The sequence below is a fragment of the Allocellulophaga tsushimaensis genome (genome assembly GCF_055383085.1).
In genome coordinates this window covers 1,077,627-1,101,292 of record NZ_AP039451.1, presented here as the reverse complement: position 1 = coordinate 1,101,292, position 23,666 = coordinate 1,077,627, and the positions used below count along the sequence as shown (strand labels likewise).

Sequence of the window (23,666 nt, the reverse complement as noted above, 5' to 3'; positions counted from 1 at the left end):
TTCGGAAGAATAGCCATTGATACAAAAAATGATATTTGAAAGCTAAAAGTAAGTTTAACAAGTAGTTATCCAATTCTACTATTCTCTACATCAAGCGGATAAGAATTCTATTATCTAAAATCAACTAAATAGTGTATTTTTGTGTATAAAATACGCATATGAGCAAGCAATCTATTAAACTTTCAGTTGATGCAGTTGTATTTGGTTACGAAGAAGGGAATATTTCGGTATTACTTATAAAACGTAAGTATGAACCCTTTAAGGAGCAATGGGCAATACCTGGAGGTTTTGTTTTAAACGGCGAATCTTTAGAAACAGCTGTAGAAAGAGAATTACAAGAAGAAACAGGTGTTAAAATTAAATATTTAGAGCAATTATATACTTTTGGTGAACCAACTAGAGATCCAAGAGGAAGAGTTGTTTCCGTAGCCTATTTTGGTTTAGTAAAGCCTAATGCCTTTAAAATATTTGCTTCAACAGATGCATCAGCAGTACAATGGTTCAACATAAAAAACTTGCCAAAACTCTCATTTGACCATAAGGAAATTCTTAAAATGGCAATCGAAAGATTACAAGCTAAAATTACGTATCAGCCAATTGGCTTTGAGCTTTTAGATAATAAATTCCCATTTTCTGATTTAGAAAAACTCTATACTACACTTTTAGGGCGAGCTATTGATCGACGTAATTTTCGAAAAAAAATTATAGGCTTAAATATCCTTGATGAATTAAAGGAGAAAGTGTCAAAAGGCTCAGGAAGACCTGCTAATTTATTCCAATTTAATCAAAAACGATATTTCCAACTAAAAGAAGAAGGAATAATTTTCGAAATATAAATAATTGAAGTTTAAAAAGTTAATATATTTTGTGTAAAAAAAACACAAAATATATTTGGGAGGCGAATTATTCCTATATATATATTTGTGTTTTTTTTACACAAAAAATAATTTAAAACTTTGAATTATGTTAGGAATAAATTATAGCAAATTTGATTTTATAGATGCTTTGATAAAGTAATAAATTAAAAAGGATAAGTAATGATGCCATATACTAGAGAAAACCTTATCGCAGATTTTGAACAAAAAAAGAGAATTAAATACCTTTTCTTTTGGGGACATACACCTAATAAAGATGGTAGTGTTGGTAAGAGTTGCTTTAGCCAATGGTGGGTTGCACCTTTTACTGTTGATGGTGTGGTGTATAGAACTGCTGAACATTGGATGATGGCAGAAAAGGCTAGATTATTTGATAATGAAGATATAGTAACAGAAATTATAAAATGTAAATCACCGGCTGAAGCAAAAAAATGGGGTAGAAAAGTTGTTGGCTTTACTCCTGGAAAATGGGATGAGTTTAAGTATAAAATTGTAAAGCAGGGAAATATTCATAAATTCTCACAGCATCCAGAATTAAAAGAATTTTTACTCAATACAAAAAATCGAGTTCTAGTTGAAGCTAGTCCGAGAGACCGTATATGGGGTATTGGTATGGGTGCCTCTAATGAGAAAGCAGAGAATCCACTTTTATGGAGAGGTAAAAACCTTTTAGGTTTTGCCTTAATGGAAGTAAGAGATGAATTAAAAACAAAATGAAAAAAATATTATATAGACCTATTGGCGAGAAAGAGTTGATTCTAATCGCCGAAAGCGATTTTAAAAAATTCCCACCAAGATTAGAGTGGCAGCCTATTTTTTATCCAGTTTTAAATGAAAAATATGCTTGTGAGATTGCTTCAAAATGGAATACTACCGATGCGTTTGGTAATTATTTAGGATTTGTTGCGGTATTTGAAGTTTCTAATGATGAGTTTTCTAAATATAAAATTGAAAATGTAGGAGGTTTTCATCTTAATGAATTATGGGTGCCATCTGAGAATTTAGAAGATTTCAATGATGCCATTATTGGAAAAATATGCATTACAAAAGTTTTTATAGGTGATAAGTATACTGAAGCAACACACCCAATTTCACAAGAAATTATAGATACACTAAGAGATAATGAAGATTAAATGTACAAAAGGCGATATTACAAAGCTAGAAGTGGATATTATTGTTAATGCTGCTAACACTTCATTATTAGGTGGCGGTGGTGTTGATGGTGCAATTCACAAGGCAGGTGGTAATGCTATTTTAGAAGAATGTATAAAAATTAGAAATAGACAAGGTGGTTGTAAAACAGGTGAAGCTGTTATTACTACAGGAGGTTTATTACCTGCTAAATATGTAATTCATACAGTTGGGTCAGTATGGAATGGAGGTCATAAAAATGAAGAAGAGTTGCTAGAAAACTGCTATAAAAATAGTTTAGCTTTAGCAAAAATATATAACGCTAATAGTATCGCTTTTCCAAATATTAGTACTGGAATTTATAAGTTTCCGAAAGAGAAAGCTGTACAAATAGCTATAAATACAGTAAAAGAAAACCCTATAATTGATGAGGTGATTTTTGTGTGTTATGATGATGAAAATTATGAGATTTATAAAAAATTATTAGTAAAATGAAAAGAATAGAATTACATCCCGAGATATTTCTTATTGAAAATTTCTTGTCAAAACAAGAATGTAATCACTTTATAGAAAAAGGAGAACAAGTTTCTTTTGAAGAAGCCAAGGTTAATATTAATGGCAAACAGGTAAAAGTAAAAGGAATCCGAAACAATCAACGTGTTCTTTTTAAAGACGAAATATTAGCGGCATCTATTTGGACTAAAATAGCTCCTTTTGTACCAAAAACATTTGGTATTTATAAAGCAGTAGGGTTAAATGAACTCTTTAGAATTTATAAGTACACAGAAGGGCAACGCTTTAAAATGCATAGAGATGGAAGTTATGAACGTAATGATAAGGAGTGTAGCTTTTTTTCGTTTTTAATTTATTTAAATGAAGGCTATGATGGTGGAGAAACTTATTTTGAAGAAGGAATCACCATCACTCCCAAATTAGGAGATGCCTTAGTGTTTCACCACCCATTAAGACATGAAGGTAAATCTTTAATTTCGGGAACAAAATATGTATTGAGAACAGATATAATGTACCAAATGAAATGAAAATTAAGCTTGTTTATAAAGAACTAGAATTAGGAAAAGCATGGCAGAAAGATTTTGCTTTATGTGAAGATGTAGAAGTTGTTCATGATGATATTCTAAAAGTTGATTGTGATGCTATCGTAAGCCCTGCAAACTCTTTTGGGTTTATGGATGGAGGATTAGATTTATATCTTTCTGAAACACTTGGTTGGCATATTCAAGAAGAATTACAGTTTAGAATATCCCAACTAGAAGAAAAAGAATTACTTATAGGTAAATCAATGATTATACCTACAAAAGACAAAAATATTCCTTTTTTAATTTCTGCTCCAACAATGAGAGTTCCTATGAGCTTTAATATAGCTACATCAGTAAATGCATATTTAGCGATGAAAGCAATTTAATTGCAGGTAAAAGTCATGATGCAATACATACTATTGCAATACCAGGCTTATGTACTGGATGTGGGCGTATGCCTTTTTACATAGCTTCTAACCAAATGTTCTTAGCTTATGAAGAAATAATTTTAGGTAATGATAAGGATTATACATCTTTTGGAGATACTCAGAAGTTTCAATGTAAATTAAATGAAAAAGGTTTTATTTGGGATTTTTAAAAGAATATTAGTAACGAAAAAATGAGTTTATTAGAAAAAATAAAAGGAGGTATTATTGGAGTAGCAGTCGGTGATGCATTAGGAGTTCCTTTTGAGTTTCTTTCTCGTTCAGAAATGAAGCAGAAACCAGCAAAAACTATGGTTGGTTATGGTAGCCATCAACAACCTATTGGAACTTGGTCTGATGATAGTTCACTTACATTCTGCCTAATGGAAGGCCTGTTAAATGCTTACAACACAAAAAATATTGCAGATAAATTTATTGCATGGTATGATGATTCTTATTGGACACCGCATGGAGATGTCTTTGATGTTGGTGTAACAACCAGACAATCTATTTTCTATATGAAAAAAGGGCATACACCAGAAATCTGTGGAGGGATGGACGAATATTCCAATGGAAATGGTTCTTTAATGCGAATCTTACCACTTGTATTTTTTCTTGAAAGTGTTAGCAATATAGAAGAGCGTTATCAAATAATTAAAGATGTTTCATCTTTAACTCATGCACATTTACGTTCTATAATAGCATGCTTTATTTATGTTGAATATGGTATAGAATTGTTAAATACAAAAGATAAAATTGAAGCGTATCATATAGTCAAGGAAAGAGTAAAAAGTTTTTTAGCAACTAAAGATTTAAACCCAAAAGAACTTGGTTTTTATTTTGACGTACTTGAAGAAGATGTTTATAAAATTAATGAAAATCGTATTTCTGGAAGTGGTTATGTAGTGAACTCTTTAAAAGCGTCTATGTGGTGTTTTATCAATACAGATTCATATGAAGAAGCTGTACTTAGGGCAGTAAACCTTGGAGAAGATACAGACACCACAGCAGCTATAACGGGAGGGCTTGCAGGTATTTATTATGGGATTGATGCTATTCCTAAAGAGTGGAGGAAGCAATTAGTAAAATATGAAGATATTATAGATTTAACGATAAAGTTTTATGCTTCAATACAAAATGAAATTTAAAAATAAAAGAATTTAAATTTCTAATCACAAAGTGTCAGAGAAAGTTTTTACACCAAAAATTTGGATGCAATTACTTAATTACCGCATCTTTGCAGCAGTTCATTGAAACTATTCTTTTGAAATTTTATGGGATATGTACTTCAATAATGAGGTATATAACGTATAAAATAAATATATGAATTGGAAAATTCAGAAACTAAGTAATGGAGAGACCATTATTTCAAAAGAACCTGGTAATTCTATGCTACCACTATTAAAATCTAAACAAGCAGTTCGGTTAGCGCCTATAGCTTGGGAAGATTGCAAAGTGGGAGATATCGTTTATTGTAAAGTTCGTGGAAACTGCTTTACACATCTGGTAAAAGGAAAAAACGATAAACGTGGCCTTTTAATTGGTAATAATCATGGTAGAATTAACGGATGGACAAAAAATGTATATGGTAAAGTAATAGAAATATTGTAATGTCATAGACATCTTAAATAAGATATAAATTAAAGTTATAAATATGAATTTTAGTAAATCACATATAAAAAAGGATGCTGAAAAGCTATTTCTCCTCGTTGAGAAATAGATAAAACTTTAAAAAAAGATATAATTACAAAAGCGTCCACTAAAAATGGACGCTTTTTTTATGTTTTTTTTCGGAAGAATAGCCATTGATACAAAAAATGATATTTGAAAGCTAAAAGTAAGCCCTACAAGTAGTTACCTTTTTCCACTACTATCTGCATCAAGCGGACAGGAATTCTATATGCTAAAATCAATATAACTACTTGATTATCAACAAAATAAATTTAAATTTTTCTTGTGTAATTCAAAAAAGCATTCGATCTTTGCATCGCAATACAGCAATAATAATTTTTAAAACGAAGTATATATGTTATCATTCAATAGCACCAACAACATGCATAAAGAACTAGGTTCTGTTGTGCATACGCTTCGAGACATTTTCTACTATAAGTAACAACATTTACGATACATGAAGAAAAGTCCAAAGCCCAAAAAGTTTCGGACTTTTTTTATGGTCATATTTTATGAGGTTTAGCTCATAAAATTTTTTCTTAAAATTTTCCGAGACACACTTAAAATAAGTTGGCAATAAGCAACACAAGTATCGTGAAGCGTATGCTATTGCCATATTTTTAAAATAATCATGGGAAATAAATTAAGGGGGAAAGACCTAATTAAATTAGGCTTCCCAAAAAATAATAGTATCAATATCGCCTTAGGGCAGATCAATAGATACCGAAAAAGAGAAAAGAAAGAGCGCATATTAGAAGAAGCAAAAGAAGTGTTACTGCATCCAGAAAAGTTTCAAGGGAATGCCATTTGGGGAAAAGTAGCAGAAGGTTTGGTAAAGCCTGTGGAAGTAAAATTCCATCAGTTAAAAAATACCAGAGCCCCTTTTTCTATCTATGGCGAAAATGAAATAGAGGAACAGGCCAAGTATCAATTGTACGATGCTTTAAAATTGCCTGTTGCTGTAGCAGGAGCTTTAATGCCAGATGCACATTCAGGGTATGGGTTACCAATTGGCGGTGTATTAGCCACAGAAAATGCCGTAATACCGTATGGCGTGGGTGTAGATATTGGGTGTAGAATGTGTTTAAGCATCTACCCCATAAAAGCATCGTATTTAAAAGGGAAACAGCATCAATTGGAGAATATTTTAAAAGAGCATACCAAATTTGGAATGTACGAAACACATGATAAAAAACAAGATCATGAGATTTTTGAGCGTAGTGCCTTTACAGCTATTCCACTGCTAAAAAGGCTGAAAATAAAAGCTTTTAAACAGTTGGGAACCTCTGGTGGTGGAAATCATTTTGTGGAATTTGGTGTAGTATCTATTACAGATGAGAAAAACGAATGGAGCTTGCCTATTGGAGAATACATAGGGTTATTGTCGCATAGCGGTTCTCGCGGATTGGGGGCTAATATTGCAAAGCATTATACCTATCTCGCTACCAAGCAATGTCCGTTGCCTAAAAATGTGCAGCATTTAGCTTGGTTAGATATGAACACACACGATGGGCAAGAATATTGGTTGGCCATGAATTTAGCGGGTGATTATGCCAAAGCATGTCATGATAATATTCATTATAGAATTGCAAAATTATTAGGGGCTAAACCAGTAGCGAAAATTGAAAATCATCACAATTTTGCTTGGAAAGAAATGGTAAACGGAAAGGAGTGTATTGTACATCGTAAAGGCGCAACACCAGCCGCAAAAGGGGCATTGGGGATTATCCCAGGATCTATGACAGCACCAGGGTATATTGTTCGCGGATTAGGAAACAAAGAGAGTTTACAATCTGCTTCACACGGAGCAGGGCGTTTGTACTCTAGGCGAAAATGCAAAGAAAAATTTACCAAAAGTGCTATAAAGCAAGAATTAAAAAGTAAAGAAGTAAGCTTTATTGGTGGCGGTGTAGATGAAGCACCAATGGCCTATAAGGATATTAAAAAAGTAATGAATAATCAACAAGAATTGGTGGAGGTTATTGGCACATTTACACCAAAGATTGTAAGGATGGATAAGTAGTTTTTGGGCGTTTCTCCCATTTCTGCAGAAATAACAGAAATGGGAGTCGGGCTCTCGGTTATATCTTTTTTATGTCGCCTTGAGCGCAGTCAAAAGGTTTTTGATAAAAAAAGGATGCCACCTCCATCCCTAACGCAAATAAAAAATAGAATGGGAGCAAATCATAATATAAAAAGATACGGAGAAGTATGGCCTGAACATCGAATAGAAATGGGCCTAGAAATATTAGAAAAATTAAAGCAATGGATTATCATTTCAGGAGGCTGGGCTTGGCATTTTATGTCACCACCTAACCATATTGAATATAAGCACGCACATGACCATAAGGACATTGATATTTTTGTACACCCTAAAAATGTAGCACAAGTAATGGCTATTCTTTTTGAGCAAGATTTTCGAAAAGTGTGGACACGATATGATCATATGCCAAGTCAAGAAAATTTTAGACGATATGAAAAAATTAACTGGCTACAGCATGGAAAACAAGTACGAGTTACAATTGATTTTTTTGAATCAAAAAGTGTTAAAACGATTAATGTAAACGGTTGGACCCTAGTCGAGCCAAGGACATTATTGAGTTATTATTCAAACATTCATTCTAGTGATAAATGTTGGGCGGTAAAAGCAGCAATACAACTTTTAGAACAAAGAAAAAATCTGGTAGGAAACCCATTGCTATCTAAAAACCCATTAAAATGAAAACAAAAACAATACAAATAACAGCTGGTAAAGGCCCAGCAGAATGTTGCTGGGTTGCTGCCAAAGTGTTGAAATATTTTCTGAAAGAAACAGCACAACACGGCATAAGTCATAGCATACTGCATCAAGAAGCAGGAATGGAAAATGGTACCGTACAATCGGTCACTTTGCAGCTAAAAGGAAAGCAATTAGAAGCCTTTTTATCAAATTGGTTGGGAACCATACAATGGATAGGAACCTCAACTTTTAGAAAATACCATAAACGTAAAAACTGGTTTATTGGCTGTTTTGAAATACAAGGAGCGCAAAGCATATCATTAGATGAACGTGATATTACTTTTAAAGCCATGAGAAGTTCCGGGCCAGGAGGGCAGCATGTAAATAAAGTAAGTTCTGCCATACGTGCCACGCATAAAAAAACAGGATTGCAAGTGCAGGTTATGGATAGCAGATCGCAGCATCAAAATAAAAAAATTGCGATACAACGTTTACAAGAAAAAGTAACCGAATACAATGTAAAACAGTTACAAGATACCGTTGCAGGCCAATGGAAAAACCATCTGGATTTAGAAAGAGGCAATCCTATAAAAGTATTTAAAGGAACCGATTTTAAAAAAGAGAAAAAAGAAAAGCCTTATAAGGCACAACGAAAAGAAGCAAAAAATAAGTTAAAAAAGCAACCATGGGATTAACATTAGCAGACACCTATTATTTAAGAGCAAAAACTGCTGGACACTATTGTGATTGGGAAGAAGCTTGCGAAACGCTAAACTATGCTTTGTCTTATGACGAAAAGCATTGTGCATCTCTTTGCCTATTAGGAGAAATTTACGCAAAACACTTCTCTATGTACCCAGCAGCATTTGAGTGTTTTGATAAAGTAATAGCACTAGACAATACCTATTTAGAAGTATACCCGCTTTATGCAAAATATTTAATTTGGGCAGATAAAATAGGAAGAGCACAAAAATTAATACACTATGCATTTACCATAAAAGGAATTAGTAAAGCAGAATTATATTGGCTTGTTGCATATTCTTTAGAAGTAAAGAAGAATTATAAGATAGCTTTAAAAATGTTGCATAAAGCACGTTTAGAAACCTATAATGAAGATTATATGTATTTCTTAGAGGAACAAAAAAACCGTATGAAAAAGAAGATAAAACTAAACGACAAGCTTAAGTATTCTAAAAAGATAAAAAAAGACAAAAAATAACAGTAATTTTATATTTTTTTAACAATTATATGGCGATATGTAAAAATCAAACTGCTTATTTTATGATTTTATTAACTTATAAAGTTAATATTCATTATAAATCAATATTTTTTTGGTTTTATTTAACTTATAGGGTTGTTTTTCATCGAAAAATTAGCATTTTTTTTGGTTTTCTTTAACATTACATGTTTTTTTTCACTAATTTGTGGGAGTTGTAGGTAATACCTTATTAATAATTGAAAAAACAACAAACACATGAAAAAATTTAAATTACCCTTAAGTCTTTGTTTATCCTTACTTATTTTGGCTGCATGTCAAAAAGAGAATCTTGAAATTCAGGAAGAAACTGCTGTTACAGAAGAAGTGGTCTTAGATGCATCACTTGAATTAACAGATGATGTGTTGTCATCTTTGAAAAAAAATTACTATAATACCAATGATATTAGCGTAATAGATTTTCATTTACCAGATGGTACAATTCAAAAAAGATACCGTTTAGAAGGCGATGTTTCTTTAACAAGTGAACAAATGAAAGCAATTGCAGATTTTGATCCATCAACATCTAAAAATTATCATACCTTTAATTTAGTGAACCCTAGAACCTTAACTATCATTGGTTTTACAGGTAGAAATTTTGCACTTTCTACAAAAGAAAGACAAGCATTACAGTGGGCTGTTAATAATTACAACCGTTTAAATTTAGGAATTAGATTTAACTTAACTTTTGGAACCAATTTTCAGGATAAAGATTTGGTCGTTTATAATAACGATATAAACACACCTGCAAGTCAGCAAGGTGGAGAAGCTGGTTTCCCTAGTAATGGTAACCCTAATAAATTTATCCAGATTTACAACTTATCTAGCTTTTCTACAAATGTTAATGAACATGTAATTACACATGAAATAGGTCACTCAGTTGGGTTTAGACATTCTGATTGGAATACGAGAAGAAGTTGTGGACAGAGTGGAGAGCCAGTAAATCCTTTTGGAGCTATACCAATTCCTGGTACACCTGAAGGTTATGATCCTACATCTTTAATGCTAGCTTGTTTTAGCGCTTCAACAGATGGAGAGTTTAATAGCAATGACATTACTGCATTAAACTATTTATACTAATAAATTTATTTAAGTTTTTACGGTATTATTTACAATCTAAAGTGCTCTTGTAAAAGAGCACTTTTTTATACTAATTATATAGTAGCGATTTTTATTTCTTCCTTATTGTTTTAATTTCTCACACATCAGATTGGAGAAAAACCAGTCTAGCCTTCTTGAATAGGGGCAGAGCGTTGGTCTACGTTTGCTAAAGTAAAACTAAACTAATCTGTTTTTGATTTCCAAATAAGTAAAAGATAAGGCCAATTACATAGCGTAGGTTTTCATTAAATAAAGAAACGGATCCTCCTAAAACCAAACCAACTCTAAAATTACATGAGATTTTGAATGTAAAATGTCCTAATATCCCTATGGATATATCTACATTATCTTGTACAACATTATTTATATTTTCATATTATAATTACTTTTTTTAAAAGGTTTAGACACTTTATATCTTTTAGTTTATTTTTAATTTATGGAAAAACATATTCTTGAATATCAGATTGCTGACGAAGAACGTTCAGCTTTCAGTCCACCTACGTTTTTTCTTCCTAAAAAAAGCAAGCTTCGCATCAATTGGCAGCCAAATGGTGTTTTAAAAAAACCAAACAATCTATTTTGTATTTCTTCTAAGAATTCAAAAGATAAAATTTTATTTAACCTTCAAGATAAAACAACGGTAGTATTTAATAGTATGGTATCTGATGTTTACGTATTTACACCAGAAAATAAGCCTGAATTGTGGGAAAGTTTTGGGGTGTTACATTTTTATTTAGACACTAGTAATGTAACAGAATTCTTTACGAGTTACCTACCAGAAAAAAGTACAAATGCATATGCGAATGGCCCATCAGATTTATCTGTATATAGAAACGATTTGGGTAAGTGTGTTTTTGTTGTGGATGATGAATTGCCAAAGCATATGACGCTCTTTTTTGATGGGTCTAAAAATAATTTTTTAAAAGAGGAGGAGTATACTGATTTTATTTATGTACAATCAAAAAGAGTTTATTTTAAAGCAGAAAAAGGTGATAAAATATACATAAAACACCCAAAAACACTCTTAAAGAAATATAGCTATTCCTATTCCCTTACTAAACTTAGTAGTGGTTTAGTAGATGGTATTTATGATTCTGGCTTTTTTATAGCGAATGAAGAAGGGCTTTATTTTATTGAATTAGTAATTAAAAAACTTCATAAAATAAAGGAAGAATTCCCCGATAAGCCCAATAGCATCAAATTGTATTGTAACAAAGATGCTAAGGTTAGAATTGTAGCATTGTAAAGCTGATTGTTTTCCAGTAAACAATCAGCTTTTAAAATTTTACTCCTTTAAGCACAATAGTATATTCTTTTTAAAGGAGTAGATGAGGTGACTAGCTCAAACTTTATAAAATTTTATCTCGTTTCTCATTTTTATCTCTCTTTTTCCGCTGTATACTTTTGTTTTTTCCACTCCCAAAACGATACGCTAAACCTAAAAACACTGTACGGGAATCTGTTTTAAATTGCCCTTCTTGTATAATGGTTCTAAAGGTCTCAAAAGCAAAGCGCTGTGTTCTAAAAATATCATTAAAGTTTAGACTTAATGTGCCTTTTCCTTTTGCAAAATTATAGCGTGCACCAGCATTCATAAAAAAGTTATCCTTTATATCGTATTGTAAGACACTCTGCCTCCCACTGTAAAAAGTAAATAGTTGAAAAGTTAGCTTCTTATTGGCTTTAAAACTATTATTTAGCTTTACATTCATTAAAGTGTTGTTCACTGCTACAGCTTCATTTTCTATAAAACCTTTTTGAGTTCTGGAATACACATCAAAACTTCCATTAAGGCTCCACCAGTTTGTAGGGCGGTAACTAGCAGATAACTCTAGCCCATATGCATCATTACGATCAAAGTTATCATAGTCAATAATTAAAACTGTTGGATTGTCTTCATCAAAAAAGCCTCTTCTGTTTATTTCGTCATTTATCCTTCTATAAAATCCGCCAAAAGTAAAATTGCCTTTACCTAATTTTCTAGTATAATTAAGCTCTATGGAGTTTGTAAATTGAGGGACTAAACTAGGGTTTCCTGTAATGATTACTTGTGGCGTGCTTAACTGCCTTATCGGATTAATTTGATTTAAAGAAGGGCGATCTATTCTTCTGCTAAAACTTAATTGATATGAATTTTTACTTTCTTCACTAGGGCTGTATTTTAAAAATCCAGATGGGTAAATATTAAAAAGCTTATCTGTAAAATTAAATGCTGCTTCAGAAACTTCGTTAAATTGTGTATCCACATTATAGTCCTCTAATCGCAATCCAATAGTATATTGCCATTTGCCTAAACCTTGGCTAAAAGTGGTATAAAAGGAGTGGATATCCCGGTCATATCTAAAATCTGAGTTATTAAAATCTAATCGGTCAGTACTATACGTGTTTTTAGTGCGTCGTAAGCGAGTTTCTAAACCAATTTCTAAACTTGCATGATCAGAAATTGGATATACATAATCTAAATTTATGGTGGTGTTAGTTCTGGTGTCATCAATAAACTCATCATAGTTAGCCAGCGGTGTATTCCCATTAAAATCAAAATCATTAGTAGTATCACTTTTCAAGGTATTATAATCTGCTTCAAGTTCAATATAATGCCCTTCCTTAGAAAAATGATGCTTAAAATCTACGTTGTAGGAAGCATTTGTGTTATTCCTATTAGTTAAATCAAACTGATTAAAATTAGCATTAGGAGTATCTAAAAATGTAATATTCCGTTCCGCATCTAAAGCAGCATCAAAAAAATTCTGATTGGTGTATACAGAAAATGTGTTTTTGTCATTAATATAATAGTCTATTCCAAATTTAAAAATGTGTGAGGTACGATCAGCAATGCTTAAAATATCTTGACCAGTCCGTTCTATGGTTCTATTGATGAATCCGTTTGTAACTCCTTCTCCTAATCTGTTTCCATAGCTGCCATAGAAATTAGCTTTTCCGTTTCTATAATTTAGACTAAGAGAATTATTATAACGAGCACGTTCTCCATAGGTAAACCCAGTATTTACAGAACCATTGAATCCTAAATTGGTATTCTTTTTTAAGGTAATATTGATGATGCCGCTCATTCCCTCAGGATTATACTTGGCAGAGGGGTTCGTAATCAGTTCGATGGTTTTTATTGAGGTAGAAGGTATTTGTTGTAAAAGCTCGCGAGTACTTATATTAGTAGGTTTGCCGTCTACGAGCACACGTACATTTTCATTACCCCGTAAAGACAAATCACCATCTTGGGTTATACTTACAGAGGGGATATTACCCATAATATCGCTAGCAGAAGCTCCAACGGTAGTGAGGTCTTTACCTACATTAATGACTTTCCGATCAATCTTTTGCTCTATGGTAGAGCGTTCTGCAGTTACTTCAACGGCATCTAGTGCTACAGCATCTTCTTCAATAGAGATAGTTCCTAAATCAATTTTTCTGTTATCCTTATGAAGTAGTATTGTTTTTTGTATTGGCTTATAGCCAATATACTGAACTTCAAACAGGTATTCTCCAAAAGGTATTTTTGATATGGAAAAGGTTCCAATAGCATCGGTAACCCCTCCTGTAACGATACTATCGCCAGACTTTAATATAATATTGGCGTAGGAAATAGGTTCTTTAGTCTTTTTGTCCAGTACTTTTCCGCTAATACTTCCTTGCCCATAACAAGAAATGGAAATAAAGAAACCGCAGAGTATAAATAGTAGTTGCTTCATGTCTATTTTTCTTTTATTAAATGAATTTCTGCGGTAAGGTTAACCTCATTGCCTAATGCAAATTTTGCAGGTGCGTAATTGGTGCCAACCTTAAAATCTTCACGATTTATACTACCAGTTATTGTTACGAACCTATTCGTTGTTTTAAAACGTGGATGCACAAAACTGCCCTTATCTACTGCGCTAAGAACAATAGATTTTGTAATACCCGTCATTGTAAAATTACCTGTTACTTCATATTCATTAGCGCTTATTTTAGTAATAGCAGTGCTAGTAAAACTTATTTCAGGATACGCTTCGGCACTAAAAAAGTCAGTAGTTTTTAAATGCTTGTCTCTATCTTCTTGATTGGTATTTACAGAGGCTGTTTTTATAGTAATAGCTATTGCAGATAAGGTATCTTTTTCTTGAGTAAATGAACCAGAATAGCTGTCAAAAACACCTTTTATAGTACCTACTTTAAAGTAGGAAATACCAAAATTAATAGTAGAATGGTTGGGGTCAATAGTCCAAGTAGACTCTTGCGCTTTTACAGAAAATGATGCGGCAAAGAGTGCAATACATACAATTAGAATTTTGCTCATGGCTTTGTTTGTTTTTTGAATAAATTTCATGCGAATAAATTTTGTTTTGACCCTAAAGTAATTGTAGATTCTATGTGCTCTACATGAGCAACCATAAGAGTTTTGAACGATGCTAAATAGCAATTAAATAACGACCAATAGTTTTATGAGCAGAAAGGGAACGTTTGTCATCGGTTATGCCTATTTGGTAGCTTTATTAGAAAATGAGAGGGCAATATTTGTATCTTTAATTTTCGATAAAAGTGTATGCTACAACAAATTCATAACTATCTGGAAGTATCAAAATTTAAGTACCTGATTTTTGGGATACTAATTTTTGCCTTTTCAGCATCTACTTCTAGTTGGTACTATACTACTAAAAGCGAATTGTTTATCACTTTTGGTATCCGCGTGGTATTGCAAATTTTGTTGGCTTATATCATTATAGAGTTTCTAATTAAGTATCTTTTAAATAAAGAAAAGACGATAGCCTTTACCTTAGCAATAACAGCAACTTTACTTGCATTTTATGTTGTTTGCAACCTTATCTTTATATATTATTTGGAACCTACTTTTCCGGCAACCTATGTAAATTATATAAAACGATTTACAGATGCTTCGTTTTTGGGTAGACTTACGAATATAAGTGAATTTATATCAAAATCGTTATACCTATTATACCCTACCTTATTACTATTAGTCTTAAAATTATATACGGAAAAGCAACGTTTGTTAAAACTGAATGAACAGAAGAAAACGGCAGAATTAGTAGCATTAAAAAATCAATTAAACCCTCACTTTTTATTCAACACCCTAAATAATTTATATGCGTTAGCCTTAAAAAAATCGGATGATACTACAAAGGTGATTCAGAAGCTTTCTAATATTTTAGATTATATTTTATATCGCTGTAATGAAGAATATGTATCCTTAGATAAAGAGATAGCCTTAATTGAAAACTATTTATCCCTAGAGAAAATACGATATGCAGAAAGGGTAAAAATTTCTTTCAGTAAAAATGTTACGGGTCAGGAAAAAGTTGCTCCTTTGTTATTACTCACATTTGTTGAGAATGCTTTTAAACATGGCGTAGCAAATGAGATTAAACAAGCGAATATTAATATCAATATTTCAAAGAAAGGAGAGCAATTAATTTTTAAGGTAGAAAATAGCAAGCCAAATATTGTAGAAGATTCTAATAACAGAGAATCTATAGGGCTTACAAATATTAAAAAACAATTAGAGCTATTGTATCCTAAAGCTTATAATTTAGTGATTGAAAACAAATCTAACACCTTTTTGGCTCAACTTAAATTAGACATAATATGAGTTTTAAGTGCCTCATTGTAGATGATGAACCTTTAGCAAGGGAACTTCTTGAAACCTATCTGCAAAAAATACCAGATTTTGAACTAGTCGCATCATGCTCAAGTGCTATAGAGGCAAGTACGCTATTAGCTATACAACAGATTGACCTTTTGTTTTTAGATATTGAGATGCCCGTTTTAAAAGGGACAGATTTTTTTAAAAACCTAGTGCACAAACCCGAAGTAATTTTTACAACAGCATATAGAGATTACGCTATTGATGGTTTTGAATTAAATGCCTTAGATTATTTGTTAAAACCCATTTTTTTTGACCGCTTTTTCTTAGCCATTCAAAAATTTTTAAAGCAAAGGAAAGTAGCTAATCACCAACCATTAAAAGAAAGTGCTAAAGCAAAGGAAAGCTATGTTTTTGTAAATAAAGCCAAGAAACAAATTAAGGTAGTTTTTGATGAGGTTTTGTATATAGAAAGTCTAAAAGATTATATTAAAATACACCTGCAAGAAGGAGAAGCACTAATGATAAAGGAAAGTATTTCTGTTTTTGAACAACGTATTGATGAACGTTTTATTCGTGTGCACCGATCTTATATCGTGAATAGCGAAAAAATTACAGCTTATACTAAAAATGATGTTGAGATTGGGCGACTAGAAATTCCGATAGGAAATAATTACAAAGATAACATGCTTCCCTTTTTAAAGTCTATTTAACCTTTTATAATTTTTGAGATAAAACACGTCAATTCGATTGCTTCAATTGAAGAGAGATGTGTATCAAAAAAGGCTTATTCTCAATAGAATTTTTCTTCTTTTCATTGCAAAAATCACTTAAACATATGTTTTTACCCTACATCCTAAAAACACCAGTAAAATAAGAACGTATACTGTAAGCGTACCCATCTCAGGTCATTTTCTTTTGTAAGCTTGTAGTGCCATTTTACATTAGCAGCATGAATTTAAAATTTAAAAATTTTTAGTATGAAACAAACAAAATTAGTTCTAGTAGTTACTGCTATTTTTTTTGGCGGATTATTGGTAAACGCACAATCAAAAACCAAAAAATGGGATTTTAAAAAAGGGGAAGTTTTGGATATTCTTTTATTTAAAGGAAAACCCGAATTACCACAGCTTTTCCCGAAATATAAAGAAACTGCTTTTGCTTTTGCCCTTGAAAAAGGATATCAGCCGCAGCCATTTCTTGCAGTTACAGAAACTACGCAAGGTGGTTATCAACCAGATACTTTTATAATTTCAAAATGGACAGATTTAGCTAGTAGAAAGGCATTTATTAATGAAATTTTAGATAAAGTACCAGATTTTCATCAGCAAAGAAGAGCTATGTGGTCTTCTTTTTATTTGGCTTATTATGAAGTAACGAAAGATATTTCTTTTGAGGCTAATCCTGATAAAATATTGGTTGCTACGTCTTACTGGAAAGATAGTACTAACGCATTCAATACCTTTAAAAAAGAATGGTTAAAAAAAGCGAAAAGTAATGGTGGTGAGGTTTTACTTGAACTAACAGATGCAATGTCAACCGTAGGTTATATGTATAAACCAGATTATGTAGTTTTAACGCAGTGGAATGATAGAGCTTCTTTTGATGCTTTCACCAAAGAAAATATGAAAATGAGTGAAAAAGGAGTTCAGAACGTGAATCAATTTATAATTAAATAAATATGAAGAGAGGTTGTCTGAAAAATATACATTGCTGCCAGTTAAAGCGCAGTAGAAATGTTTTGTAAATCTTAACTTTTTAGACAGCCTCATATTTAAACTATGCAAACATTCGTAAATCAATTGGTCTATTTTGGCTTTTTTCAAAGTCTATTTTTACTATGTATCTATTTGTTTTCTGCTAAAAACAGAAAAAACATAAATGGCTACCTAGCTTTTTTGGTGTTTGTTTTGTTTATAGGACTTAGTGGTCGTATCTTATATATTTCTGAAGTCTTTGGAGCTAATTTTAGATTTATTTCTTTTTCAGAATTTGCAATATTTTTATTTGGAGTTACAGTGTATTTATTCACAAAATCATCGCTCAACCCAGAAAACTCTTCTAAAAAAGATTTGTGGCATTATCTACCAGGCATTGTGTACATACTGTTTGTAATATTTTATTTTATGATTTCTACAGATGCCGTAATTGTAACCAGAATAGAAAGAGGAGAGTTATACTATGTGGTTAGTATTGTTGTTGGTATTGGACTATTATTTAATAGTGCCTATTGGGTTTTAAGCCTAAGACATTTTTTAGAATTTAAAAAACAGCTTAAAAATGAGGTGAGTTATACTATTAAAACACAATTTTTTCTCAATTTTCTAATAGCAATAGGAGTATGCCTTCTTGTCTGGAGTATAGTATATAGTATAAGTCTTTCTCAATTAGAAACGATTGAACGTGAAGCACGCCAATTTATATGGCTTTCCATAGCTTTAGTAATTTTGTTTATTGCGTATTATGGAATAATTTCTCCAGATTTATTCCAAATAAAATCCTTGAAACTTCATTTAAAATACAGTCAGTCTAAACTAAGTAATACGGACTTAGACACACTAAAAGTAGCATTAGAAAAAATGATGGAAGCCAAGAAACCCTTTTTAAATGCTAAATTAATGAAAGCGGAATTGGCAGAAATGTTAGGTGTAAGCAACCCAGAGTTGGCGCGTTTATTAAATGAAAAGATAGGGATGAATTTCTTTGAGTTTGTTAACTACTACCGTATAAGAGAGTTTATTGCATTGGCAAAGACAAAAAAAGCTAAAAACCTTACATTTTTTGGACTGGCACAAGAGGCAGGTTTCAATTCAAAAACTACCTTTAACAAATCGTTTAAAAATTTAATGGGAACTTCACCTTCCGCTTATTTTAATGAAAAGTTATAATTGAAAGTAGTTGTGGTGTATAGATTATACATGCTGATCTATAAGAATAGTATTCCCATCTGGGTCTACTACCATAAAACTTGCTGGGCCAGAGGTATTTTCATCTACTTCATTTAAAATAGGAATGCCTTTTTCTTTAAATGTATTTTGAATTTCTCTAATATCTTTAAAATCATCTAGTTTTGTTGCGTTTGTATCCCAACCTGGATTAAAAGTTAAAATGTTATTTTGGAACATCCCTTGGAATAAACCAATTAAAGTATCCTCATTTCTCATGATGAAGTAGTTTTTTTCTATCTCTCCTGCAAAGACTGTAAAACCAAGGTTTTCGTAGAATAGTTTTGAAGCAGTGATGTCTTTTACGGCTAAGCTTACTGAAAATGCTCCTAATTTCATATGATTTTGTTTTTAGATACGCTCTAAAATACAAAAAATATGGATTATTCTTTTTCTTGAATCACAATAGAATTTACTACAAAATCGTGCAATGCTTTTTTCTTTTCATTTGAAGTTACGGTTAATAAAGACCACCAGCCCATTAATGCTTTAATCAGAAATCGAACAATGGCAATTGGGAAAGTAATGTTTTTTGTTGGGTCTGCTTCTTTTTTCACAACAATTTTACTGAAAGAATGGCCAAAAGTGCCCCATAAAGACTTGTCAGAATAGGATCATACAACATAAAAATAGCAATAAACGCTATTATTCTAACAAAATTAGGAACGGTATTGAATAAAGCAAAAAGTTCTGAAATGCCATACATCATGGTTACTAGTATAACACTATCTATTACAACTGCTTTAACTCTACTAGGTAGCATAGCGTATTTTATATCCATCCAATAAAAATATTAAAAGTAGTTTTAAGCCTAATTGTTTTTAACAAATCCAAAATCGTCTGGCAGCTCTTTTTGTTTAGAAGCAGCTACAGCAAGCGCATCGCAACGTTCGTTTTGTGGATGGTTGTTATGCCCTTTTATCCATTTAAATAAAACATGATGTTTACGGTATTCTACTAAAAAGAGTTTCCATAAATCTGGATTTTTTTTATCCTTAAAGTTCTTTTTTTCCCAACCAAATACCCATTTCTTTTCTACAGCGTCTACTACATATTTAGAATCCGTAAATACCATAACAGAAACACCTTCTTTTTTTAGTTTTTTTAATGCTTCTATTACAGCAAGCAATTCCATTCTATTATTAGTGGTATACTTAAAGCCAGCAGAAAATTCTTTTTTATAGGGTTTTCCAACCCATTCCATTACAATTCCATAGCCACCAGGACCAGGATTTCCCCTTGCAGCCCCATCCGTATAAATATGTACTTGCGCTTTACTCATGTAATAATTGATCTATAACTTTAGGAAAATGCGCATATTCTAATTCATGTACTTTAGCCGCAATTTGTTCTGGGGTATCTTCGGGTAATACATCCACACTTATTTGCTTAATAATAGCACCTTCATCATAATTTTCGTTCACAAAATGTATTGTAATTCCCGTTTTTTGCTCATTATTTGCTTTTACAGCATTATGTACATGCATTCCATACATTCCTTTCCCTCCATAATTTGGTAGTAGTGCTGGATGAATATTTACAATTTTATTGGGGTACGCTTTAATGAAATTTTCTGGAATTTTTAAAAGAAATCCAGCTAGTATAATAAGATCAGGTTTGCAACTTTTAACAATTTCTAAAACGCAATCTGATTTAAAAAAAGCGTTCCTGTTAAAATATAAACCATTGATATTTAAATTGTTACATCTGTCTAAAACTTTGGCATCCCTTTTGTTAGTAAGTACAGCGGCTATAGTAATATTAGAATTGTGTTGAAAATACTGTACTATGTTTTCAACATTAGAACCAGAACCAGAAGCAAAAAGAACAATACGTTTCATGCACAATTTTATGTTATTTACGAAGAAATATTTTACGCTAAATTAATACACAGATATTTAAATTGATTAAAAAGTCATACATTTTAACGTCATATAGTGTAATTAATCTAAAGTTTTTTATTTTTGCCAACAATTAAATATTTAAAACTATAATTATTATGTCAGATATTGCATCAAGAGTAAAAGCTATCATCGTTGATAAATTAGGTGTTGACGAGAATGAGGTGGTAACCGAAGCAAGCTTTACTAACGACTTAGGAGCAGATTCATTGGATACTGTTGAATTAATAATGGAATTCGAAAAAGAATTTGATATCCAAATTCCAGATGATCAAGCAGAAAATATAGCGACAGTTGGTCAGGCTATAAGTTATATAGAAGAAGCAAAATAATTTGAAGTTCTTTTGCTAAAGACTAAATTTATCCATGCGGTAGTACTACTGCATGGATTTTTTTGTTAATTTACATTACTTATACAAAATAAAATAAATTTTAATGCAATTAAAGCGAGTTGTAGTTACTGGAATTGGTGCTTTAACACCAATTGGTAATACTGTTGAAGAATATTGGGACGGTTTAGTAAATGGTAAAAGTGGTAGTGCTCCAATTACCTATTACGATAGCGAAAAATTTAAAACTAAATTTGCTTGTGAACTTAAGAATTTTAATGCACTAGATTTTTTTGATAGAAAAGAAGCTAGAAAGTTAGATAAATTTGCTCAGTATGCTTTAGTATCTTCTGATGAAGCTATAAAAGATTCAGGTATTGATTTTGATACTGTTGATAAGTTTAGAGTTGGTGTGATATGGGGTGCCGGTATTGGTGGTTTAGAAACTTTTCAGAACGAAGTGCTAAACTTTGCTGCTGGAGATGGTACACCTAAATTTAATCCATTTTTTATCCCTAAAATGATAGCAGATATTGCGCCAGGTAATATTTCTATCAAACATGGTTTTATGGGTCCAAACTATACTACAGTATCAGCATGTGCTTCTTCTGCAAATGCTATTTTTGATGCACTAAACTCTATACGTTTAGGGCACTGTGATGTTATTGTTACGGGTGGTAGTGAAGCTGCGGTAACAATTGCTGGTATGGGAGGTTTTGGAGCAATGCATGCTTTATCTAAAAGAAATGAAAGTCCAGAAACAGCTTCTAGACCTTTTGATGCTACAAGAGATGGTTTTGTATTAGGAGAGGGAGCAGGAGCATTAATCTTAGAAGAATACGAACATGCTAAAGCAAGAGGTGCAAAAATATATGCCGAAGTTGCTGGTGGAGGTTTATCTAGTGATGCGCATCATATGACAGCGCCACATCCAGATGGAATAGGTGTTATACGTGTAATGGAAAATTGCCTAAGAGATGCTGGTTTAAAACCAGAAGATGTAGACGCAATTAATACACACGGTACCTCTACCCCATTAGGAGATGTTGCCGAACTTAAAGCAATATCAAAAGTATTTGGAGATCATGCACCAAATATTAATATAAATTCTACAAAATCTATGACAGGGCATTTGTTAGGTGCTGCAGGAGCTATAGAGGCAATAGCATCTATATTATCAATGGAGCACGGTATTGTTCCACCGACTATAAACCATACTACTGTAGACGAAAATATTGATCCAAAATTGAACCTTACCTTAAATAAGGCTCAAAAAAGAGAAGTAAACGTAGCACTAAGCAATACTTTTGGTTTTGGTGGGCACAATGCATGTATTATTTTTAAAAAAATAAGCTAATTTGCCCATGAACTTTCCCTCAAATATATTTAATTCCCATTCTAAAGAGGATGGGGATTTTTTTTTAGGGGTAACACGCATTTTAGGTTTTAAACCTAAGAATTTAGCAATTTATAAAAAAGCTTTTTTACACCGTTCTGCTAATAAAAAAGATAGTAATGGAAATCCTATGAATTATGAGCGCCTTGAATTTTTAGGAGATTCTATGTTAGGCACCATTATTTCTAAATACTTATACAAAGAATCTCCAAAAGGAGATGAAGGTTATCTTACCAAAATGCGCTCTAAAATAGTAAGTAGAGAGCATCTAAATGAATTAGGTAAAGATTTAAAACTTATTGATTATGTGGAAAGTAGAATTCCAAAATCTCATTTTGGAGCTAATATCCATGGAAATGTTTTTGAAGCTTTAGTTGGAGCAATTTATTTAGATAGGGGCTATAAATACTGCGAAAAATTTATACATAATAGCATTATAGAACCTTATGTAGATATTACACAATTAGAAGGTAAAGTAATTAGTTATAAGAGTCTGGTCATAGAGTGGTGCCAAAAAAAGAAAAAATCTTTTAAGTTCGATATCTATGAGGATTCTGGTAATGACCCTACAAAACATTTTGGGGTAAAATTGTATATCAATGATACAGTAGTTTCTAAAGCTAGAGCAACTTCAAAAAAGAAAGCAGAAGAAACCGCTTCGAAAAGGGCTTATTATGCATTTCAAAATCAAATTGATAATGGATCATAAGTTAAAATAGTGCTATAACGTTTTAGTAACTATTTCTATACTCAAAAAACATATTCTTTTAGGCTTATAGGCGTTTTAGTGTTATATTTACGGCTTGATTTTTTGTTAAGTGATATGGTAGCGATGCACAAAATGTCTTTAGATAGCTATGAAGATACATATGCTTTAATAGCCTTGCATTCTAGTTTAGAAGATTTTTCGTTAGTCTATACCATTAACAAGTATCTTAAGTGTAGTTTTAAAAGAAGGCCTAAAAACCTTTATTTTTCGAGTACAGTTTCCTTTCCTATTTTTGAGTGGAAAGATATCGTTAATGATACGTATTGGACTTTAGTTGCCAATACAGGTCATACCAAAGAAGATTCTAATAGTACAGGTTTTTTTAAAAATGAACCTAGCTTTTCAAAAAAACATTTAATTCCAGAATATAAAAATGTAGATTATTTTATAAAGTTGGAACAAGAAGATTTAGAGGCAGACCAGACTATTCTGAAATCTATTTTATCGATTCCAAAAATAATAACAGCATATATTATAGATACAGATAAATTAAAGTCTAAAAACAACTTAATTTTTTAAATA

At 31.8% G+C, this 23,666-nt stretch carries 30 protein-coding genes; 23 read left to right on the top strand and 7 right to left on the bottom strand.

All coding sequences use genetic code 11. The features are described 5' to 3' along the window. Positions 1–158: 158 nt before the first annotated feature. The 15 genes from ACZ451_RS04850 (at position 159) to ACZ451_RS04780 (ending at position 11,460) form a co-directional block, all read left to right on the top strand. Positions 159–836 (top strand): NUDIX hydrolase, encoded by a 678-nt coding sequence (locus ACZ451_RS04850; RefSeq protein ID WP_464215974.1) that lies wholly within the window; start codon positions 159–161, stop codon positions 834–836. A gap of 204 nt (positions 837–1,040) precedes the next feature. Continuing rightward, entirely contained in the window at positions 1,041–1,592 is a 552-nt protein-coding gene (locus ACZ451_RS04845; RefSeq protein ID WP_464215973.1) for an NADAR family protein, read from the top strand. Beyond that, the gene (locus tag ACZ451_RS04840; protein WP_464215972.1) at positions 1,589–2,008 is read left to right on the top strand and encodes an ADP-ribosylation/crystallin J1; all 420 of its coding nucleotides are present in this window, start codon (positions 1,589–1,591) and stop codon (positions 2,006–2,008) included. Before ACZ451_RS04845 ends, ACZ451_RS04840 begins: the two co-directional genes overlap by 4 nt. Continuing rightward, positions 1,998–2,501, top strand: a complete 504-nt coding sequence (locus ACZ451_RS04835; RefSeq protein ID WP_464215971.1) for an O-acetyl-ADP-ribose deacetylase — start codon at positions 1,998–2,000, stop codon at positions 2,499–2,501. Before ACZ451_RS04840 ends, ACZ451_RS04835 begins: the two co-directional genes overlap by 11 nt. Next, entirely contained in the window at positions 2,498–3,046 is a 549-nt protein-coding gene (locus ACZ451_RS04830) for a 2OG-Fe(II) oxygenase (protein ID WP_464215970.1), read from the top strand. Before ACZ451_RS04835 ends, ACZ451_RS04830 begins: the two co-directional genes overlap by 4 nt. Next, positions 3,043–3,429: a macro domain-containing protein gene (locus tag ACZ451_RS04825; RefSeq protein ID WP_464215969.1), complete on the top strand. Its 387-nt coding sequence runs from the start codon at positions 3,043–3,045 to the stop codon at positions 3,427–3,429. Before ACZ451_RS04830 ends, ACZ451_RS04825 begins: the two co-directional genes overlap by 4 nt. A gap of 68 nt (positions 3,430–3,497) precedes the next feature. Next, the gene (locus ACZ451_RS04820) at positions 3,498–3,641 is read left to right on the top strand and encodes a hypothetical protein (protein WP_464215968.1); all 144 of its coding nucleotides are present in this window, start codon (positions 3,498–3,500) and stop codon (positions 3,639–3,641) included. A 21-nt stretch (positions 3,642–3,662) separates the two neighbouring features. Beyond that, positions 3,663–4,616: an ADP-ribosylglycohydrolase family protein gene (locus ACZ451_RS04815; protein ID WP_464215967.1), complete on the top strand. Its 954-nt coding sequence runs from the start codon at positions 3,663–3,665 to the stop codon at positions 4,614–4,616. A gap of 175 nt (positions 4,617–4,791) precedes the next feature. Next, positions 4,792–5,079, top strand: a complete 288-nt coding sequence (locus ACZ451_RS04810) for a S24 family peptidase (RefSeq protein ID WP_464215966.1) — start codon at positions 4,792–4,794, stop codon at positions 5,077–5,079. A 691-nt stretch (positions 5,080–5,770) separates the two neighbouring features. Continuing rightward, complete coding sequence (locus tag ACZ451_RS04805; RefSeq protein ID WP_464215965.1) at positions 5,771–7,162, top strand: RtcB family protein; 1,392 nt, start codon at positions 5,771–5,773, stop codon at positions 7,160–7,162. Positions 7,163–7,276: 114 nt separating this feature from the next. Continuing rightward, positions 7,277–7,861: a hypothetical protein gene (locus ACZ451_RS04800; RefSeq protein ID WP_464215964.1), complete on the top strand. Its 585-nt coding sequence runs from the start codon at positions 7,277–7,279 to the stop codon at positions 7,859–7,861. Further along, complete coding sequence (gene prfH / locus ACZ451_RS04795) at positions 7,858–8,553, top strand: peptide chain release factor H (protein WP_464215963.1); 696 nt, start codon at positions 7,858–7,860, stop codon at positions 8,551–8,553. Before ACZ451_RS04800 ends, prfH begins: the two co-directional genes overlap by 4 nt. Then, a complete protein-coding gene (locus ACZ451_RS04790) occupies positions 8,544–9,077 on the top strand; it encodes a tetratricopeptide repeat protein (protein WP_464215962.1) in 534 nt (177 codons plus the stop codon). Before prfH ends, ACZ451_RS04790 begins: the two co-directional genes overlap by 10 nt. A 255-nt stretch (positions 9,078–9,332) precedes the next feature. Further along, positions 9,333–10,193, top strand: a complete 861-nt coding sequence (locus ACZ451_RS04785) for a M57 family metalloprotease (RefSeq protein ID WP_464215961.1) — start codon at positions 9,333–9,335, stop codon at positions 10,191–10,193. Between the two features lie 457 nt (positions 10,194–10,650). Beyond that, positions 10,651–11,460: a hypothetical protein gene (locus tag ACZ451_RS04780; RefSeq protein ID WP_464215960.1), complete on the top strand. Its 810-nt coding sequence runs from the start codon at positions 10,651–10,653 to the stop codon at positions 11,458–11,460. A 103-nt stretch (positions 11,461–11,563) separates the two neighbouring features. On the opposite strand, the gene ACZ451_RS04775 is transcribed toward ACZ451_RS04780, so the two are convergent. Then, on the bottom strand, positions 11,564–13,918 hold the full coding sequence (locus ACZ451_RS04775; RefSeq protein ID WP_464215959.1) for a TonB-dependent receptor: 2,355 nt from the start codon (positions 13,916–13,918) through the stop codon (positions 11,564–11,566). Between the two features lie 2 nt (positions 13,919–13,920). Then, positions 13,921–14,532, bottom strand: coding sequence for a YceI family protein (locus tag ACZ451_RS04770; protein ID WP_464215958.1), 612 nt, complete (start codon positions 14,530–14,532; stop codon positions 13,921–13,923). A gap of 216 nt (positions 14,533–14,748) precedes the next feature. On the opposite strand from ACZ451_RS04770, the gene ACZ451_RS04765 reads away from it, so the two are divergent. The 4 genes from ACZ451_RS04765 to ACZ451_RS04750 all read left to right on the top strand — a co-directional run bounded on the left by ACZ451_RS04765 (position 14,749) and on the right by ACZ451_RS04750 (position 18,692). Further along, a complete protein-coding gene (locus ACZ451_RS04765) occupies positions 14,749–15,810 on the top strand; it encodes a sensor histidine kinase (protein ID WP_464215957.1) in 1,062 nt (353 codons plus the stop codon). Then, positions 15,807–16,517: a LytR/AlgR family response regulator transcription factor gene (locus tag ACZ451_RS04760; protein ID WP_464215956.1), complete on the top strand. Its 711-nt coding sequence runs from the start codon at positions 15,807–15,809 to the stop codon at positions 16,515–16,517. Before ACZ451_RS04765 ends, ACZ451_RS04760 begins: the two co-directional genes overlap by 4 nt. 267 nt (positions 16,518–16,784) lie before the next feature. Next, entirely contained in the window at positions 16,785–17,483 is a 699-nt protein-coding gene (locus ACZ451_RS04755; protein WP_464215955.1) for a hypothetical protein, read from the top strand. A 102-nt stretch (positions 17,484–17,585) separates the two neighbouring features. Continuing rightward, positions 17,586–18,692 (top strand): AraC family transcriptional regulator, encoded by a 1,107-nt coding sequence (locus ACZ451_RS04750; protein ID WP_464215954.1) that lies wholly within the window; start codon positions 17,586–17,588, stop codon positions 18,690–18,692. Between the two features lie 24 nt (positions 18,693–18,716). Here ACZ451_RS04750 and ACZ451_RS04745 read toward each other — a convergent pair whose 3' ends face one another. From ACZ451_RS04745 to purN, 5 genes are read right to left on the bottom strand one after another with little or no spacing between them, the layout of a single operon-like run. Beyond that, positions 18,717–19,088 carry a VOC family protein gene (locus tag ACZ451_RS04745; RefSeq protein ID WP_464215953.1) on the bottom strand — a complete coding sequence of 124 codons (372 nt, stop codon included), beginning with the start codon at positions 19,086–19,088 and terminating at the stop codon, positions 18,717–18,719. Positions 19,089–19,132: 44 nt separating this feature from the next. Next, complete coding sequence (locus ACZ451_RS04740) at positions 19,133–19,306, bottom strand: hypothetical protein (RefSeq protein ID WP_464215952.1); 174 nt, start codon at positions 19,304–19,306, stop codon at positions 19,133–19,135. Beyond that, positions 19,303–19,530, bottom strand: coding sequence for a hypothetical protein (locus ACZ451_RS04735; protein ID WP_464215951.1), 228 nt, complete (start codon positions 19,528–19,530; stop codon positions 19,303–19,305). Before ACZ451_RS04735 ends, ACZ451_RS04740 begins: the two co-directional genes overlap by 4 nt. A 30-nt stretch (positions 19,531–19,560) precedes the next feature. Beyond that, on the bottom strand, positions 19,561–20,031 hold the full coding sequence (gene rnhA / locus ACZ451_RS04730; protein ID WP_464215950.1) for a ribonuclease HI: 471 nt from the start codon (positions 20,029–20,031) through the stop codon (positions 19,561–19,563). Then, complete coding sequence (gene purN / locus ACZ451_RS04725; protein WP_464215949.1) at positions 20,024–20,590, bottom strand: phosphoribosylglycinamide formyltransferase; 567 nt, start codon at positions 20,588–20,590, stop codon at positions 20,024–20,026. The genes rnhA and purN overlap by 8 nt, the downstream gene beginning before the upstream one ends. Before the next feature lie 158 nt (positions 20,591–20,748). Here purN and ACZ451_RS04720 point away from each other — a divergent pair, with 158 nt between their 5' ends. The 4 genes from ACZ451_RS04720 to ACZ451_RS04705 all read left to right on the top strand — a co-directional run bounded on the left by ACZ451_RS04720 (position 20,749) and on the right by ACZ451_RS04705 (position 23,663). Next, entirely contained in the window at positions 20,749–20,982 is a 234-nt protein-coding gene (locus tag ACZ451_RS04720) for an acyl carrier protein (RefSeq protein WP_008269813.1), read from the top strand. 103 nt (positions 20,983–21,085) lie between these two features. Next, the gene (gene fabF, locus ACZ451_RS04715) at positions 21,086–22,336 is read left to right on the top strand and encodes a beta-ketoacyl-ACP synthase II (RefSeq protein ID WP_464215947.1); all 1,251 of its coding nucleotides are present in this window, start codon (positions 21,086–21,088) and stop codon (positions 22,334–22,336) included. Between the two features lie 7 nt (positions 22,337–22,343). Continuing rightward, positions 22,344–23,084 carry a ribonuclease III gene (gene rnc, locus ACZ451_RS04710; RefSeq protein WP_464215946.1) on the top strand — a complete coding sequence of 247 codons (741 nt, stop codon included), beginning with the start codon at positions 22,344–22,346 and terminating at the stop codon, positions 23,082–23,084. Positions 23,085–23,216: 132 nt separating this feature from the next. Then, positions 23,217–23,663 carry an IPExxxVDY family protein gene (locus tag ACZ451_RS04705; RefSeq protein WP_464215945.1) on the top strand — a complete coding sequence of 149 codons (447 nt, stop codon included), beginning with the start codon at positions 23,217–23,219 and terminating at the stop codon, positions 23,661–23,663. Positions 23,664–23,666: the final 3 nt, after the last annotated feature.